Origin of the sequence: Pseudomonas sp. BN417 (assembly GCF_029871205.1) — a bacterium.
GTDB lineage: Bacteria > Pseudomonadota > Gammaproteobacteria > Pseudomonadales > Pseudomonadaceae > Metapseudomonas.
This window is the reverse complement of the sequence record NZ_SSOJ01000114.1, coordinates 100,739-114,392: the sequence shown is the minus strand read 5'-3', so window position 1 is coordinate 114,392 and position 13,654 is coordinate 100,739. Positions and strand designations below refer to the sequence as shown.

Genomic DNA, 13,654 nt, shown 5'->3' with positions numbered 1-13,654 from the left:
GTAGATACCGTCTTGGAACCTAGTGCGCAAGGGCCAGTTTTGCATCGAAAGGCTGGCCCGATTTCAGGACGCCATAAGCGATGTGCAGCAGCTTGCGCATCGCGGCGCAGACGATCTGCTTCCCGGCCTTGCCTCGACTTCGCAGGCGTTGTCCCAGCGCTTTGATCGCCGGGTTGTGGGTCAGCGCAACGATGGCCGGCATGTAGAGACCCGCGCGGAGTCGGCTGGAGCCCATCCGGGAAATGCAGGCGTAGGCCTTTTGGGTGCCGGACTCCCGCAGCTGCGGATTCAGCCCGGCAAACGCCGTGATGGCCCGGGCATTCTTGAATTGCAGCGGGTCTCCCAGCTCGGCCAGAAGCAGGGCCGCAGTCTTGTCCGCGACGCCGTCGATACTGGTCAGCAAGTCGCGCTTACCCCGTAAATCGGGATCGTCGTCAATGTGCGCCTGAATCGCCTTCAAGGTTTCGGCGATCTGCTGTTCGATGTGTTGCAGCACCGAACGAATCGAGTCCTGCACACTGACATCGGCGACGTCCAAGCGATTGCGCTCCATCTGGGCAATCTCCTGGAGGTCCTGCAGGCGCCGTACCAGGGCCCGCAGGCGGCGGATGGCCGGCGGTTCGGGCCGCCAGGCACGCAACTCGTCCACGTGCCGGGCGCCATAGTCGGCAATCAGCTTGGCATCGACCTGGTCCGTCTTCACCCGTTGCAGTTGGCTGCGGGCATAGAGGGCAATCTGCGCCGGATTGGTCACGCAAACCCGGTAGCCCAAGCCATGGAAGTATTCGGCCAGCGCCTCGTGGTAGGTCCCCGTGGCCTCCATCACGATCCAGGCCCCTGGTTCGCTGTATTTGAGCAGCCACTCCTGCAGTACCTGAAAACCCGCCGCGCTATTGGCCAGCTTGGCTTTGGTGCGGTACTTGCCGTTGGCCTGCTGGGTGGCGATATCGAAACTGTGCTTGGCAATGTCAATGCCAACGATGCCGGACATGCGAACTCCTCAATCTCTCCAGAAGGATCATCACTGCACTCGGCACGACCTTGTGAATGCGAGCTCTCACCTGAGGTGGGCTCTGGATACCGTTCGAGCTATTCGAGTGAGTGTGGAGGGCAGGAGCACTATCTACGTTGCTGGCTCGAGGCCTTAGGGTGGAAACGGCTTCCTGACCCTCCCCCGATGATCAGTCGGGAACTATCGCCCCATCACAGAGCGATAGTCGAGATACAAGGGTGGAAATCCCGGTAACGGATTTCCACCAGAAAGGCTATTGGCACGCTCGTAGGATGCGGTGGAGCGAAGCGATACCCATCAGCGACGGTCGATGGGTATCGCAAGCTCGCGGAACGCCGCCCGACTCATCCTGCGGCCTCGACCCATCAGCGAACCGCCCGGCAGAACGCCCGGATAGCCTCGCACGCCGCGCGCAGCGACGCATCATCCAGGGCATAGGCGATGCGGATGTAGCCGGCGAGGCCAAAGGCGCTGCCGGGCACCACCGCCACATTGGCCTCGTCCAGCAGGGCATGGGCCACATCCTCGTCGCTGAACAGTCCGCGTCCGCCTGGCGATACCTTGCCGATCAGCGCGGAGCAGTCGGCGAAGGCATAGAAGGCCCCTGCCGGCAGGTCGCAGCGGATGCCGGGGGTGTCGTTGAGCATGGCCACCATGAAGTCCCGACGACGCTGGAATACCTCGCGACTTTGGTGGATGAAGTCCTTCGGACCGTTCAGGGCGGCGACTGCCGCGTGCTGGGAGATCGAGCAGGCACCCGAGGTCTGCTGGCCCTGCAGTTTCTCCATGGCCTCCAGTAGCCAGCGCGGGCCGGTGGCGAAGCCGATGCGCCAGCCGGTCATGGCGTAGGCCTTGGAGACCCCGTTCATGGTCAGGGTACGCTCGGCCAGGCGCGGCTCCACCTGGGCGAGGGTGTGGAACTCGGCGCAGTCGAAGATCAGGTGCTCGTAGATGTCGTCCGAGAGGATCAGCACCTGCGGATACTCCAGCAGTACATCCGCCAGGGCGCGCAGTTCGTCGCGGCTGTACACGGCTCCGGTGGGGTTCGACGGCGAGTTGAGGATCAGCCAGCGGGTGTCCGCGCCGATGGCGCCCCGCAGCGCTTTCGCCGTCAGCTTGAAGCCGCCGTCGGCACCGCAGGTGACGATACGCGAGCGGCCGCCGCAGAGCTGGACCATCTCGGGGTAGCTCACCCAGTAGGGCGCCGGGATGATCACCTCGTCACCCTCGTTCAGCGTGGCGGCAAGCGCGTTGTGGATCACCTGCTTGCCGCCGCTGCACACCAGCGTGTTTTCCCAGCCCGCCTGCAGCCCGTTCTCGTCGCGGTACTTGGCGGCGACGGCCTCGCGCAGCAAACGCAGGCCCGCGACCTGGGTATAACGGGTGTGGCCCGCGTCTATCGCTGCGATGGCGGCCTGGCGGATGTGCGCGGGTGTGTCGAAGTCGGGCTCTCCGGCGCACAGGGAGATGATGCTGGCCCCTTCCGCGCGGCGTGCGGCGACACGATCAATGATTCGATAAGTTGCTGAGGGCTGAGCAGCCGCAAGACGGCGATTGAGGCTCTGAAAGTCCCGGCTCACTGGCCCACCTCCTGGCGCTTGAGGCCCATGAGCTCGACGGTGGTGCGCCCTTCGCGCAGCGCCGCCATCATCCGCGCTTCCTTGTCGGCACGTGCCTCGCCCTCGGCCAGGGTGCGCTCCACCTCGGCGCGGGGAATGATCACCACGCCGTCGTCGTCAGCCACCACCAGGTCGCCCGGCGCGACCTGGGCGCCGTTGAACGGAATGGGCGCGCCGATGGAGGGCGCGGTGGCCTTGACGGTGCCCTTCACCGACACGCCACGGGAGAACACCGGGAAGCCCAGCTTCTCGATGGCCTGGATATCGCGCACGCCGCCATCGATCACCAGGCCGACCACACCGGCCGCCTGGGCCGCCACGGTGAGCACTTCGCCCCAGTAGCCGGCGACGAAATTGCCGGTGCCCACCACCAGCACGCTGCCTTTCGGCGCACGTTCCAGGGCCAGGTGCAGGGCCAGGTTATCCCCCGGCGAGCATTCCAGCGGATAGGCCGGGGCGGCGATGAAGGCGCCGCGCCAGACGGGGCGGATCGCCGGGTCCACGGCGGTGGGCAGCCCGGAAGCTTCGTACAGTGTGGAGCTGCCGAGCGCCTTGGCGCGTTGGGCTACGGAGCCGATGTCGAAGTTGGCGCTCATTGGGATTTCCTCTGCAGGTCGTGGTAGCCGAGCGCGGCCCGGGCTTCTTTCAGGGTCTTGCCGCTGGCGATCTGCTCGCGGATCTGCGCTTCGACCTTCTCGATCTGACGGGCGCATTCGGCCACCTCGCGGGCGCGGCCACGGGGCACCACCACCACGCCATTGGCGTCGGCCACCACTATGTCGCGAGCACAGGCACGCGCGCTGCCGATGCTCACCGGCTGGTTCACCGCCACCACCTCGACGCGGTCCTTGCCGGTGCGCATGAAGCGCCCCCTGGTGAACAGCGGGTAGCCTTCACCCAGGGCCTTGTTCACGTCGCGGCAGACGCCGTCGATCACGGTGCCGGCGATGCCGCGGGCCAGGGCGTACTGGGTCATGATGTCGCCCCATACGGTGCAGTCGGTGCGCCCGCCGTTGGCGATCACCACCACGTCACCCGGCGCCACGTCGTCGATGAAGTCGCCCACGGTGCCGGGCGGCGTGCTGGCGCAGACGTACTGCACGGTGAACGCCGGGCCCACGGTGACCTGCTGGTAATCGGCCAGGGGCGCGATATCCAGGCACTGGCCGGGCAGGCCCAGCTTGTCCATGGCATCGGACACGGCCGGCGTATCCAGGCCCTCGAACAGGGCGACGAGTTCCTTGTCTGCTGCGTTCATGCGCTGGCCTCCGCCTTGATGGCTTCGAACTGGCTGTCGTGCATCACGCTCTCCACCGAGCGCCCTGCCCTCACCGCCTCCACCATGCCAGCCTGGCGGCGGTCGATGCGTTCTGCGAGCTCGAGCACTGCTTCGATGACTTCGACCGGAACGAAGACGGTGCCGCACTCATCGGCGATCACGTAGTCGTCCTCGTTTACCTCCACGCCGCCCATGCGAACCTTGCAGCCAGAATCGACCTGCACCAGGCGGTTGCGCGCGCTGATCATGGTCACGCCCCGGCCGTAGACCGGGTAGCCGATCTCCGCGCTGCCCTTGATGTCGCGACTGAAGCCGTCGATCACCGAGCCACGGATGCCCTTCTGGCGGGCCGCGTTGGCGAGGATGTCGCCCCAGCTGGAGATGCCCTCCACGCCACCGGCGATCACCAGCACGCGGTCATCGGTCTCGATGCACGCCACTACGGGCGTGATCAGGTGAACCGTGGGGTTGGCGTCCTGCTTGGGGGCCAGTTGCACGGTACTGGCGCGGCCGACGATCTTCGGGCAGTTCCAGAGCGGCCGCAGGCCGACGGTGGCGCCGGGCAGGCCAAGGAAGTCCAGGGCGTCGGACACTGTGTTGGTGTCCAGCGCGGACAGTCGATTCAGGGCGTTGGTTGCGTTCATGGGAAGCGGACCTTGTTGTGTGGAGGCCCGAGTATCGGCAGGCTATATCCATAGGTATATTCCTGATCAAGTAACGCTCCCATACGCCTAACCTATGGAATGACCATGATCAACTTCCGCCTGATCCGGCACCTCTGGCTGTTCCTCGCGGTGGCCGAGGAGCAAAGCTTCAGCCGCGCGGCCAAGCGCCTGGGCATGTCCCAGCCACCGCTGACCGAGCAGATCCAGATCCTCGAGCACGCGCTGAAGATCAAGCTGTTCGAGCGCTCGCGCCGGGGTGCGCAGCTGACCCCGGCGGGCGCGGCCATCCTCCCTGCCGTGCGCAAGTTCGCCGACCAGTTGGAGCGCCTGGAGCTGGCGGTGCTGGAAGCGGTGTCCGGCCAGGCGGGCGTGCTGACCATCGGCGCCATCACCAACGCCATGATCGATGTGCTGCCGCCCCTGATCGACCGTTTCAAGGCCGAGCACCCGCAGATCACCGTGGCCGTGCGCGAGATCGACAGCGCGGAAGCCATCCCCGCCCTGGAATCAGGAGATATCGACCTGGCCTTCGCGCGACTGGAGGGCAACCTCGGCAAGGACATCCGCTCCGTGCCGCTAACCGAAGACCGCCTGGCGGTCGCTATCCTCCGCGACCATCCGCTCGCCACCCGCCAGCGCCTGACCCTCGCCAGCCTCGCGGACGAACCGCTGGTGATGTCCTCGCGCCAGGTCAGCCCGAACTACTTCGACTACCTGATCGGCGTGTGCAAGGCCAATGGCCTCTCCCCGCGCGTGCTGCACGAGGTGCGTTCGGTCGCGTCGCAGATCGCCTTCGTCAGCTGCGGCCAGGGCGTGGCGCTAGTGCCCGCCTCGATGAAGAAGCTGGCGCCGGACAACGTGGTGCTGAAGCCGATCACTCCCAGGCTCGGCGTGGTGACCACCGCCGCGGTGTGGAATGCCGCACGGCCCAACCCGTTGGTGGACGCGATGGTGGCGCAGTTGAAGGTGGATGCCTGAATGGCGATGCCGTCGCCAGCGTAGTCTGAACCACCAGGTAGGGTGCGCCGCGCGCACCAGCGGTTGGGCGTGGCGCCGACTCTGATCCCGGAAACGGTGCGCATGGCGCACCCTACGGTCGAGCGAGTACGGACGTCATGCCACATGCATGCGGGAAGGCGTGGCTTCCCTCCATCCATAGGTTCAGCATATGGATTGCTTACCACCTTAGGAATTTACAGAAGGATCAGCTCACCCGAGAGTGAGGGGGCAGCGCAATCAACTGCGCCAACGCCTTGCCCCAGGAGCCGCCAACGTGTCCACAGAACAAGAATTCACCCGTTCCTTCGTGCCGCTGACCGTCGATGGGGTCGATTCAAGAATCGCCGCCTTGCACCGCGCCGGCGACAAGGCCCCCATCGTCTTCCTCCACGGCTTCGGCTCCACCAAGGAGGACTACGCCGACATCGTGCGCCATGCCGCCTTCAACGGGCATCCCTTCCTCGCCTACGACGCCCCGGGCTGCGGCGAAACGGCCTGCGCCGACCTGTCGCGCATCTCCATTCCCTTCCTGGTCAGGACCGCGTTGGACATGCTGGAGCACTTCGGCATCGAGCGCTTTCATCTCGTCGGCCATTCCATGGGCGGACTGACCTCGCTGATGCTGGCCCACCAGCACCCGGATCGAGTGCTCAGTTTCGTCGACATCGAAGGCAACATCGCCCCGGAAGACTGCTTCCTCAGCCGACAGATCCACGACTATGCGCAGGATGACGCCGAGCGCTTCTTCGACCACTTCATCGAACGCACCCGCCATGCCCCGGCCCATGCCAGCGCGCTCTACGCCGCCAGCCTGCGTCGCAAGGTGCGGGCCGGCGCGGTGCGCGGCATCTTCGAGTCCATGGTGGAGCTGTCCGACCACGGCGAGCTGATGGACAAGTTCCTCGCCCTGCCCTTCCCGCGCATGTTCATGTACGGCGAGCAGAACGCCTCGCTCAGCTACCTGGCGTACATCCAGAGCCAGGGCGTGCACCTGGCGGAAATCCGCAACTGCGGCCACTTCCCCATGTACTCCAACCCCACCGCCATGTGGGAACGCATCGCCCACCTGCATCGCCTCTGCGCTGCTGGTTGACGCACTCGGCGGCCTCGCGGCGCGCTGAACCCTCCCAACGCTGACGGATTCCCCTGCGCCCGCCCCGCCGGTCGCAGCGGCTTCCCATGCGTTCCGGAAACGCTCCACAGAACAAGAACGAGGAGACTCTCATGCTCGAAACCCTCAACGCCTTTCTCTCCGGCAAGGTCCTGATCGTCCTCATCGTAGGGCTCGGCGCCTACTTCACCATCCGCTCCAACTTCGTCCAGATACGCCACTTCCCCCATATGTTCGGTGTGTTCCGCGACAGCCTGCGCAAGAGCGCGGGTGAAATCAGCTCGTTCCAGGCGCTGATGCTCAGCCTCGCCGGCCGGGTCGGTGCAGGGAACATCGCCGGGGTCGGCCTCGCCGTCACCCTGGGCGGACCGGGCGCGGTGTTCTGGATGTGGCTGACCGCGCTGGTGGGCATGTCCACCAGCTTCTTCGAGTGCTCCCTGGGGCAGCTCTACAAGCGCTGCGACGCCAATGGCCAGTTCCGTGGCGGACCGTCCTACTACATCCAGCACGGCCTGAAGAACCGCGCCCTGGCGATGCTGATAGCCGCCCTGCTGCTGGTCACCTTCGGCTTCGCCTTCAACGGCCTGCAATCCCATGCGGTCACCCACTCGCTGAACAACGCCTTCGGTTTCAACACCACCTGGACGGGCGTTGCGCTGTCAGTGCTGCTGGCCCTGGTCTTCATCGGCGGCATCAAGCGCATCGCCGCCGTGTCGGACCTGCTGGTGCCGCTGAAGACCCTGGCCTACATCGGCGTCACCCTGTACGTGATCGTGGTGCAGTTCGAGCACGTGCCCGACATGCTGCTGACCATCTTCCGCAGCGCCTTCGGCCTCGACCAGGCGTTCGCCGGGCTGGTGGGCAGCGCCATCGTCATGGGCGTGAAGCGCGGTGTGTTCGCCAACGAGGCGGGCCTGGGCAGCGCACCCAACGTGGCCGCCGTCGCCAAGGTCGATCATCCCGCCTCCCAGGGCGTGGTCCAGGCCTTCAGCGTGTTCTTCGACACCTTCGTCATCTGCACCTGCACCGCACTCCTGATCCTGCTCTCGGGCTTCTATACGCCAGGCTTCGAGGGCGACGGCCTGGTGCTGACCCAGGACTCCCTGGCGGCCGTGGTCGGTGACTGGGGGCGCACCTTCATCAGCGTGGCGCTGGCGCTCTTCGTGTTCACCTCGATCCTCTACAACTACTACCTCGGCGAGAACAACCTGCGCTTCCTGTTCGGCAACAACCGGCCGCTGGTGATGGGCTATCGCGCCCTGGTGCTGCTGCTGATCTTCTGGGGCGCCATCGAGGACCTGGGCACCGTGTTCGCCTTCGCCGACATCACCATGACGCTGCTGGCGCTGGTCAACCTGCTGGCCCTGGCCATGCTGTTCAAGGTCGGCCTGCGCGTGCTGCGCGACTACGACGAGCAACGCCAGGCCGGTATCAAGGTGCCGGTGTTCGACCCCAGCCGGTTCGCCGACCTCGATCTGGACCCGGGCGCCTGGCCAGCCACCCAGGCCGAGGCGCGCAAAGCAGCCGATGGCCCGGAAAGCCTTGGCGAAACAGCGGTAGGCAGGAGCTGAGCGAGGTGATTGGGCGCTGCCGGGTTTCGGCAGCACCTTGCGTTATTGGCCAAGGCAGCCCAGGCAAGGACGTTGGCCAAATGGCGAATGTCCGTCCGCAAGAGGCAAATAGCGGACTCGAACCAGAGCCTGCTCAAGAGGCGTGCAACAGCACATAAGGGAAACGGCGCGATGTTCCTGTTTTGCCGGAGCCATCAGTACGTTAGCAACCGACGGCCAACTACGAAATCTTCATCTGCGAAGTCAGGTTCTGCTGCATGAAGTCGAGGAATCGGCGCTGGAACAGCATGGTGTGCTCGTGGGCCGCATTCTCGGCCGCGTCGGCGTCGCGGGCTGCGATGGCTTCGACTATTTCCTCATGGTCACGCCCCAGCTTCGTCTGGCTGGCGGAGCTGATGACGTAGTCGAAATGCAGGTGCAGGAGACGTTGGCCTTCGCCCAGGAGCTTCTCGTAATAGCTGGTGAGATAGGGATTCTTGCCGGCACGGGCAATTTCCATGTGGAGTGTCTTGTTCAACTCGGTCATCGCCTGGAAGTCACCCTGGGTGATCGAGTCCATGTAGGTCGCCTCGGCAGCACGAATCCGCGCCAGGTCCTCATCGGTGCGCTGCAGCGCCGCCAGTCGAGTCACGGCACGCTGGATCAGGTCCTTCGCTTTCCCCAGCAACGGCTGAGGACAGCAGATGAGTACGAGCAGCGTCGAATCGATTTTGTGTCGGGCTGAAGAGTGCCGATGCTGCTCGCACCCGCAGGTCGTTATCGCGATCTGCGGTCCCTCCCGGCATCGAATGCCCAGGTGCCGGGAGACCCCAGACAGACGTGACTTAGTCGAAAGCCAAAGCTTGAGACCTCGCCGCCGCCACACTGGCGGCTTTTTTCCGTTACGCCGTGACACCCCGTTTCCGGCCAAAGCTGTGCAAGCACGCCACTGATGAAGAGAGCGGCTCAAAGAGCGAGCGGATTTCGCCCAGCCACGCGAACCTCGGAATCGAGCGAGTGTTGTACACAGCCTCGGCGAGGAGCGGACCTTCAAGGCACCTGCGAGATCCGGAGGCGTCCTCGGGATGCCTTACCCCCCTGTCGAAAGACCCGTGCTGTTGACGCTTCATTCGACATGAGGCAAGGCGAGCGGCCTCAAACGAGCGGAAGATTCTTGGTGACGCAATGAATGCCACCACCACCGGCGGCGATCGGGTCGATGTTCACCTGCACCACCACCCGCCCCGGATAGAGCTTGGTGAGCAGGTCCTTGCAGTACTTGTCCGCCGCCGCGTCGCCGAACTGCGGGGCGATCACGGCGCCATTGATCGGCAGGTAGTTGATGTAGCCCGGAGCGAAATCCGGGTTGTTGCGGGTGTACTGGTTGCTGCGCACCGTCAGGGGTGGCGGCAGGGTGTGGACCACCAGTTTGCGCCCGTCGGCATCGGTGGCGGCATTGAGGATTTCCAGGTGCTTGCGCGTCACCGCGTAGTCGTAGGATTTCGGATCGTTGTCCAGGTTGGCGATCACCACGCCCGGCTTGACGAAGCGTGCGTAGAAGTCGACGTGGGCATCGGTGATGTCCTTGTCCTTGATGCCGGGCAGCCAGATGATCTTGCGCAGGCCGAGGTTGGCCTTCAGCTCGGCTTCGATTTGCGCCTTGCCCATGCCGGGGTTGCGGTTGCCGTTGACCCAGCAGCTCTCGGTGATGATCGCGGTGCCGTGGCCGTCCACCTCGATGCCGCCGCCCTCGCCCACCAGCGCGCTGCGGATGTAGTCGGACTCCATCTCGTAGCTCAGGGTGCCGGCCACGCGCGTGTCGTTGGCCGAGGTCTGCTTGTTGCCCCAGCCGTTGAAGTTGAAGTCCACCAGGCCCAGGCCGCCCGCGCCGTCGACCACGAAGCAGCCGCCGTAGTCGCGTACCCAGACGTCATCCAGCGGCAGGGCGAGGAACTCGACGTTGCTGGTGCCGCATTTGCTCCTGGCCGCGGACAGCTGGTTGGCCCGGCACAGCACGGTGACCGGCTGATAGTTGGCGATGGTCCTGGCCAGCAGCGCGATGGTGTCGTTCACCGCACCTGCCCAGTCCTCCCAGACGCGCGACGAGGCGGCGAAGGCCAGGATCACTCGCTCCTGCGGGCCGTGTTCGTCCGGCATGTACCAGCTGCCGGCAAGGGCTGCGGGCACGCGCGCGGCGCCCAGGCCCAGGCCGAGGGCGGCGACAGCGCCGATACCGCTGGCCGCCATCAGCTGCTTGATGAAGTCACGACGTGTAGACATGGTGCGTCCTCTGCTGGGTAGGTAGGCGGAGCCTGGTATCAGTCATGGATAGCCGTCTTGAAGGTGGTCCACGCGCGCATTCGCGCCCGCATGTCACGTTGCGGGACGTCCTTGCCGGGGATCAGCCGCGCGTAGGTGGCCTCGTCGACGTAGATATCCGGGTTGTTACGCATGTCGGCAGCCACCATGGGCCTCGCCTTGGCGCTCGAGGTGGGGTAGCCGGTGGCGTTGCTGATCGCCGCCATGTTTTCCGGGCGCATGATGAAGTTGATCAGCGCGTAGGCATACTCCGGGTGCCGGGCATCAGCCGGGATGGCCATGGTGTCCATCCACACCGTGGTGCCCTCCCGCGGGATGCGGTACTGGAAGCGCGTGGGCTTGCCCGCCTCGTCCGCCGCGCGCTGCGCCTGGGTCATGTCGCCGCTGTAGCCGAGGGACAGGCAGATATCCCCGTTGACCAGCTGGGTGACCGGCTGCGACTGGAACTTGCGGATATACGGCTTGATCGCCTTGAGTAGCGTCACCGCCTCGGCCAGTTCTTGCGGCTTGCTACTGCGCGGGTCATGGCCGAGGTAATTGAGCACCACGGCCAGAACCTCGTCGGGCGAATCGATCATCGAGATGCCGCAGTCGGCGAACTTCGCGGCCATCTCGGGCTTGAAGATCAGGTCCAGGCTGTTCACCGGCGCGTCGGCCAGGCGCTGCTCGATCAGCGCCTGGTTGTAGGTCAGGCCGATGGTGCCCCAGGTATAGGGCACGGTGGCGTGGCGCGAGTACGGGTAGCGGGTCTGCAACGCACGCAGGCCCGGCTCGATTTCCTCCAGGTGTTCGAGCTTGCCCTTGTCCAGCTTCTGCAGGGCGCCGGCGCGCATCAGGCGTTCGGCCACGGTGTCGCCGGGGAAGATCAGGTCATAGCCGCTATGGCCGGACATCATCTTCGCCTCCAGCGTCTCGCTGCTGTCCATCACGTCGTAGATGACCTGGATGCCGGTCTCCCGGGTGAAGGCGTCGAGGGTGTCCGGGGCGAAGTAGTCCGCCCAGTTGTACAGGCGCAGGACCTTGTCCTCGGCCTGGGCGGTCAATTGCGCGCAGCCCAGCCCAAGGCCCAGCGAGACGATCAACAGCTTCTTGATGGCGTTCATCTTCAGGCTCCCTGGCGCTGCCAGCGTTGGTGGGTTTGACGGCCATCCAGCCCCAGCAGCGGCCCATACATTTCCGGGCGGCGATCCCGGTAGATGCCCCAGTTCAGGCGCTCCTCGCCCATGGCGGCGAGGTCGAGCCGCTGCACCAGCACACCGCTGCTGTCGCGGTCGGCTTCGGCCAGCAGCTTGCCCTTGTGGTCGGTGATGAAGGACGAGCCGTAGAAGCGCATTCGCAGATTGGGGTCGGTGGTCGCCACCTCCTCGCCGACGCGGTTGGCGGCGATCACCGGCAGGATGTTGGCGGCGGCATGGCCACGCTGGGCCAGTTGCCAGTGATCGCGCGAATCCAGCCCGGCGGCGCCCGGCTCGGAGCCGATGGCAGTCGGATAGAGCAGCACCTCGGCACCCATCAGCGCCAGGCAACGGGCCGTCTCGGGGAACCACTGATCCCAGCAGATGCCGACGCCGATTCGCCCGAAGGCGGTATCCCAGACGCGGAAGCCGGTATCGCCAGGGCTGAAGTACTCCTTCTCCTGGTAACCGATGGCGTTGGGGATGTGGGTCTTGCGGTACACGCCCAGCAGGCGGCCATCGGCGTCGGCCACGCTGAGCGAATTGAAGAAGGCGTTGCCGGCACGCTCGAACCAGCTCAGCGGCAGCACCACCCCCAGCTCCCGGGCGAGGTCGGCGAAGCGCTTGAGCACGGCGCTGCGGCCATACTCCTCGGCCAGTGCCAGGTGCTTATGGTCCTGCTCGATGCAGAAGTACGGGGTGGCGAACAGCTCTTGCAGCAGGATCAGTTGCGCGCCCTTTGCGGCGGCCTCGCGCACCAGGCGCTCGGCCTCGTCGAGGTTGCTCTCCAGGTCCCAGCTGCAGGCGAACTGGGTGGTGGCGACGGTCAGCAGGCTCATGGCTTCACCCCGCTCAGCGGCCAGGCCGGCTGTTGCTGGGTGATGCAGTGCACGCCGCCGCCACCATGGGCCAGGTGGTTGATCTGCACGGGCACCACCTCCCGTCCCGGGAAGGCCAGGCGCAGGGTCGCCGCCGCCTCGGCGTCGGCGGCAATGCCATAGGCCGGCATGATGATGGCGCCATTGGCAATGTAGAAGTTGGTGTAGGACGCGCAGAACACCTCGGCTTCCTGGTCCACCGCTTCGCTGGCCTCGAACAGCTCCAGCATCTCGAAGCGCCGCCCCTGGGCATCGGTGGAGAGTTCCAGGGCACGACGGTTCTCGCGCACCACTTCGGCGTATACCGAGGACTGGTCACGGGTGGCGTCCACCAGCAATGCGCCAGGCCTGGCGAAGGCGCACACGCCATCGACGTGGCCGTCGGTCATGTCGCCGGTGACATGGTCCGGATCACCCGGCAGCCAGATGGTCTTCTTCACGCCCAGCAGGCGCGAGAAGATCTCCTCCATCTCGGCCTTGCTCATGCCGGGGTTGCGGTTGCCGTTGAGCAGCACCGATTCGGTGGTGATCAGCGTGCCCTCGCCATCCACGTGGATGGCGCCGCCCTCGTTGGTCAGCACGGTATCGAAGCACTCCAGGCCAAGGCCGTTGAGGATGCGCCGCGCCAGGCTCTCGTCCAGGTCGAAGGCGGACTTGCCGCCCCAGGCATTGAAGCGCCAGTTGACGCCGGCTGTGCCGAGGCGCGGATGGCAGACGAAGCTCGGGCCGGAATCGCGGCACCAGCTATCGTTGATCGCCAGTTCGACCAACTCGATGTTCGGCCCGCAGAGCTCTCTGGCCCGTGCCGCCGCCGAGGCGTCGACGACCATTTTCACCGGTTCGAAGCGGGCGATGGCATTGGCCACGCGGGCGAAGTCCACCTGCACGTCGGCTAGGGTCACGCCCCAACCGGTTTCCCAGAGCGCCTGGTTGTGCGGAAAGGCCATCCAGGTGGCGGCGTGCGGGGCCCACTCGGCGGGCATGAGCCAGCCGTTCTGCGCATCATTGATCTGCATAAAAATGCCTTCAGTTAAGATTATGTTATCA

The 13,654-nt window shown here is 65.4% G+C and carries 13 protein-coding genes; 3 read left to right on the top strand and 10 right to left on the bottom strand.

What is annotated here, in order from left to right:
* Positions 1 to 19: 19 nt before the first annotated feature.
* The 5 genes from E8F11_RS14005 to E8F11_RS13985 all read right to left on the bottom strand — a co-directional run bounded on the left by E8F11_RS14005 (position 20) and on the right by E8F11_RS13985 (position 4,554).
* On the bottom strand, positions 20 to 991 hold the full coding sequence (locus tag E8F11_RS14005; RefSeq protein ID WP_280287409.1) for an IS110 family transposase: 972 nt from the start codon (positions 989 to 991) through the stop codon (positions 20 to 22).
* Between the two features lie 386 nt (positions 992 to 1,377).
* On the bottom strand, positions 1,378 to 2,592 hold the full coding sequence (locus E8F11_RS14000) for a pyridoxal phosphate-dependent aminotransferase (protein ID WP_280289410.1): 1,215 nt from the start codon (positions 2,590 to 2,592) through the stop codon (positions 1,378 to 1,380).
* On the bottom strand, positions 2,589 to 3,227 hold the full coding sequence (locus E8F11_RS13995; RefSeq protein ID WP_280289408.1) for a 4-carboxy-4-hydroxy-2-oxoadipate aldolase/oxaloacetate decarboxylase: 639 nt from the start codon (positions 3,225 to 3,227) through the stop codon (positions 2,589 to 2,591). Before E8F11_RS13995 ends, E8F11_RS14000 begins: the two co-directional genes overlap by 4 nt.
* Positions 3,224 to 3,889 carry an RraA family protein gene (locus E8F11_RS13990; protein WP_280289407.1) on the bottom strand — a complete coding sequence of 222 codons (666 nt, stop codon included), beginning with the start codon at positions 3,887 to 3,889 and terminating at the stop codon, positions 3,224 to 3,226. Before E8F11_RS13990 ends, E8F11_RS13995 begins: the two co-directional genes overlap by 4 nt.
* Positions 3,886 to 4,554 carry an RraA family protein gene (locus E8F11_RS13985; RefSeq protein WP_280289406.1) on the bottom strand — a complete coding sequence of 223 codons (669 nt, stop codon included), beginning with the start codon at positions 4,552 to 4,554 and terminating at the stop codon, positions 3,886 to 3,888. The genes E8F11_RS13990 and E8F11_RS13985 overlap by 4 nt, the downstream gene beginning before the upstream one ends.
* A 105-nt stretch (positions 4,555 to 4,659) precedes the next feature.
* On the opposite strand from E8F11_RS13985, the gene E8F11_RS13980 reads away from it, so the two are divergent.
* The 3 genes from E8F11_RS13980 (at position 4,660) to E8F11_RS13970 (ending at position 8,256) form a co-directional block, all read left to right on the top strand.
* A complete protein-coding gene (locus E8F11_RS13980; protein ID WP_280289405.1) occupies positions 4,660 to 5,553 on the top strand; it encodes a LysR family transcriptional regulator in 894 nt (297 codons plus the stop codon).
* 295 nt (positions 5,554 to 5,848) lie between these two features.
* Complete coding sequence (locus tag E8F11_RS13975) at positions 5,849 to 6,667, top strand: alpha/beta hydrolase (RefSeq protein WP_280289404.1); 819 nt, start codon at positions 5,849 to 5,851, stop codon at positions 6,665 to 6,667.
* Positions 6,668 to 6,798: 131 nt separating this feature from the next.
* Complete coding sequence (locus E8F11_RS13970; protein WP_280289403.1) at positions 6,799 to 8,256, top strand: alanine/glycine:cation symporter family protein; 1,458 nt, start codon at positions 6,799 to 6,801, stop codon at positions 8,254 to 8,256.
* 220 nt (positions 8,257 to 8,476) lie between these two features.
* Here E8F11_RS13970 and E8F11_RS13965 read toward each other — a convergent pair whose 3' ends face one another.
* The 5 genes from E8F11_RS13965 to E8F11_RS13945 all read right to left on the bottom strand — a co-directional run bounded on the left by E8F11_RS13965 (position 8,477) and on the right by E8F11_RS13945 (position 13,623).
* Positions 8,477 to 8,923, bottom strand: coding sequence for an FCD domain-containing protein (locus tag E8F11_RS13965; protein ID WP_280289402.1), 447 nt, complete (start codon positions 8,921 to 8,923; stop codon positions 8,477 to 8,479).
* Between the two features lie 467 nt (positions 8,924 to 9,390).
* Entirely contained in the window at positions 9,391 to 10,515 is a 1,125-nt protein-coding gene (locus tag E8F11_RS13960) for an agmatine deiminase family protein (protein WP_280289401.1), read from the bottom strand.
* A gap of 38 nt (positions 10,516 to 10,553) precedes the next feature.
* The gene (locus E8F11_RS13955; RefSeq protein WP_280289400.1) at positions 10,554 to 11,657 is read right to left on the bottom strand and encodes an extracellular solute-binding protein; all 1,104 of its coding nucleotides are present in this window, start codon (positions 11,655 to 11,657) and stop codon (positions 10,554 to 10,556) included.
* Between the two features lie 2 nt (positions 11,658 to 11,659).
* Entirely contained in the window at positions 11,660 to 12,568 is a 909-nt protein-coding gene (gene aguB / locus E8F11_RS13950) for an N-carbamoylputrescine amidase (RefSeq protein ID WP_280289398.1), read from the bottom strand.
* On the bottom strand, positions 12,565 to 13,623 hold the full coding sequence (locus E8F11_RS13945) for an agmatine deiminase family protein (RefSeq protein ID WP_280289397.1): 1,059 nt from the start codon (positions 13,621 to 13,623) through the stop codon (positions 12,565 to 12,567). Before E8F11_RS13945 ends, aguB begins: the two co-directional genes overlap by 4 nt.
* Positions 13,624 to 13,654: the final 31 nt, after the last annotated feature.

Coding starts and splice junctions, on each gene's coding strand:
- E8F11_RS14005 (WP_280287409.1), bottom strand. CDS start 991: ATGTCCGGCATCGTTGGCATTGACATTGCCAAGCACAGTTTCGATATC.
- E8F11_RS13995 (WP_280289408.1), bottom strand. CDS start 3,227: ATGAGCGCCAACTTCGACATCGGCTCCGTAGCCCAACGCGCCAAGGCG.
- E8F11_RS13990 (WP_280289407.1), bottom strand. CDS start 3,889: ATGAACGCAGCAGACAAGGAACTCGTCGCCCTGTTCGAGGGCCTGGAT.
- E8F11_RS13985 (WP_280289406.1), bottom strand. CDS start 4,554: ATGAACGCAACCAACGCCCTGAATCGACTGTCCGCGCTGGACACCAAC.
- E8F11_RS13980 (WP_280289405.1), top strand. CDS start 4,660: ATGATCAACTTCCGCCTGATCCGGCACCTCTGGCTGTTCCTCGCGGTG.
- E8F11_RS13970 (WP_280289403.1), top strand. CDS start 6,799: ATGCTCGAAACCCTCAACGCCTTTCTCTCCGGCAAGGTCCTGATCGTC.
- E8F11_RS13960 (WP_280289401.1), bottom strand. CDS start 10,515: ATGTCTACACGTCGTGACTTCATCAAGCAGCTGATGGCGGCCAGCGGT.
- E8F11_RS13955 (WP_280289400.1), bottom strand. CDS start 11,657: ATGAACGCCATCAAGAAGCTGTTGATCGTCTCGCTGGGCCTTGGGCTG.
- aguB (WP_280289398.1), bottom strand. CDS start 12,568: ATGAGCCTGCTGACCGTCGCCACCACCCAGTTCGCCTGCAGCTGGGAC.
- E8F11_RS13945 (WP_280289397.1), bottom strand. CDS start 13,623: ATGCAGATCAATGATGCGCAGAACGGCTGGCTCATGCCCGCCGAGTGG.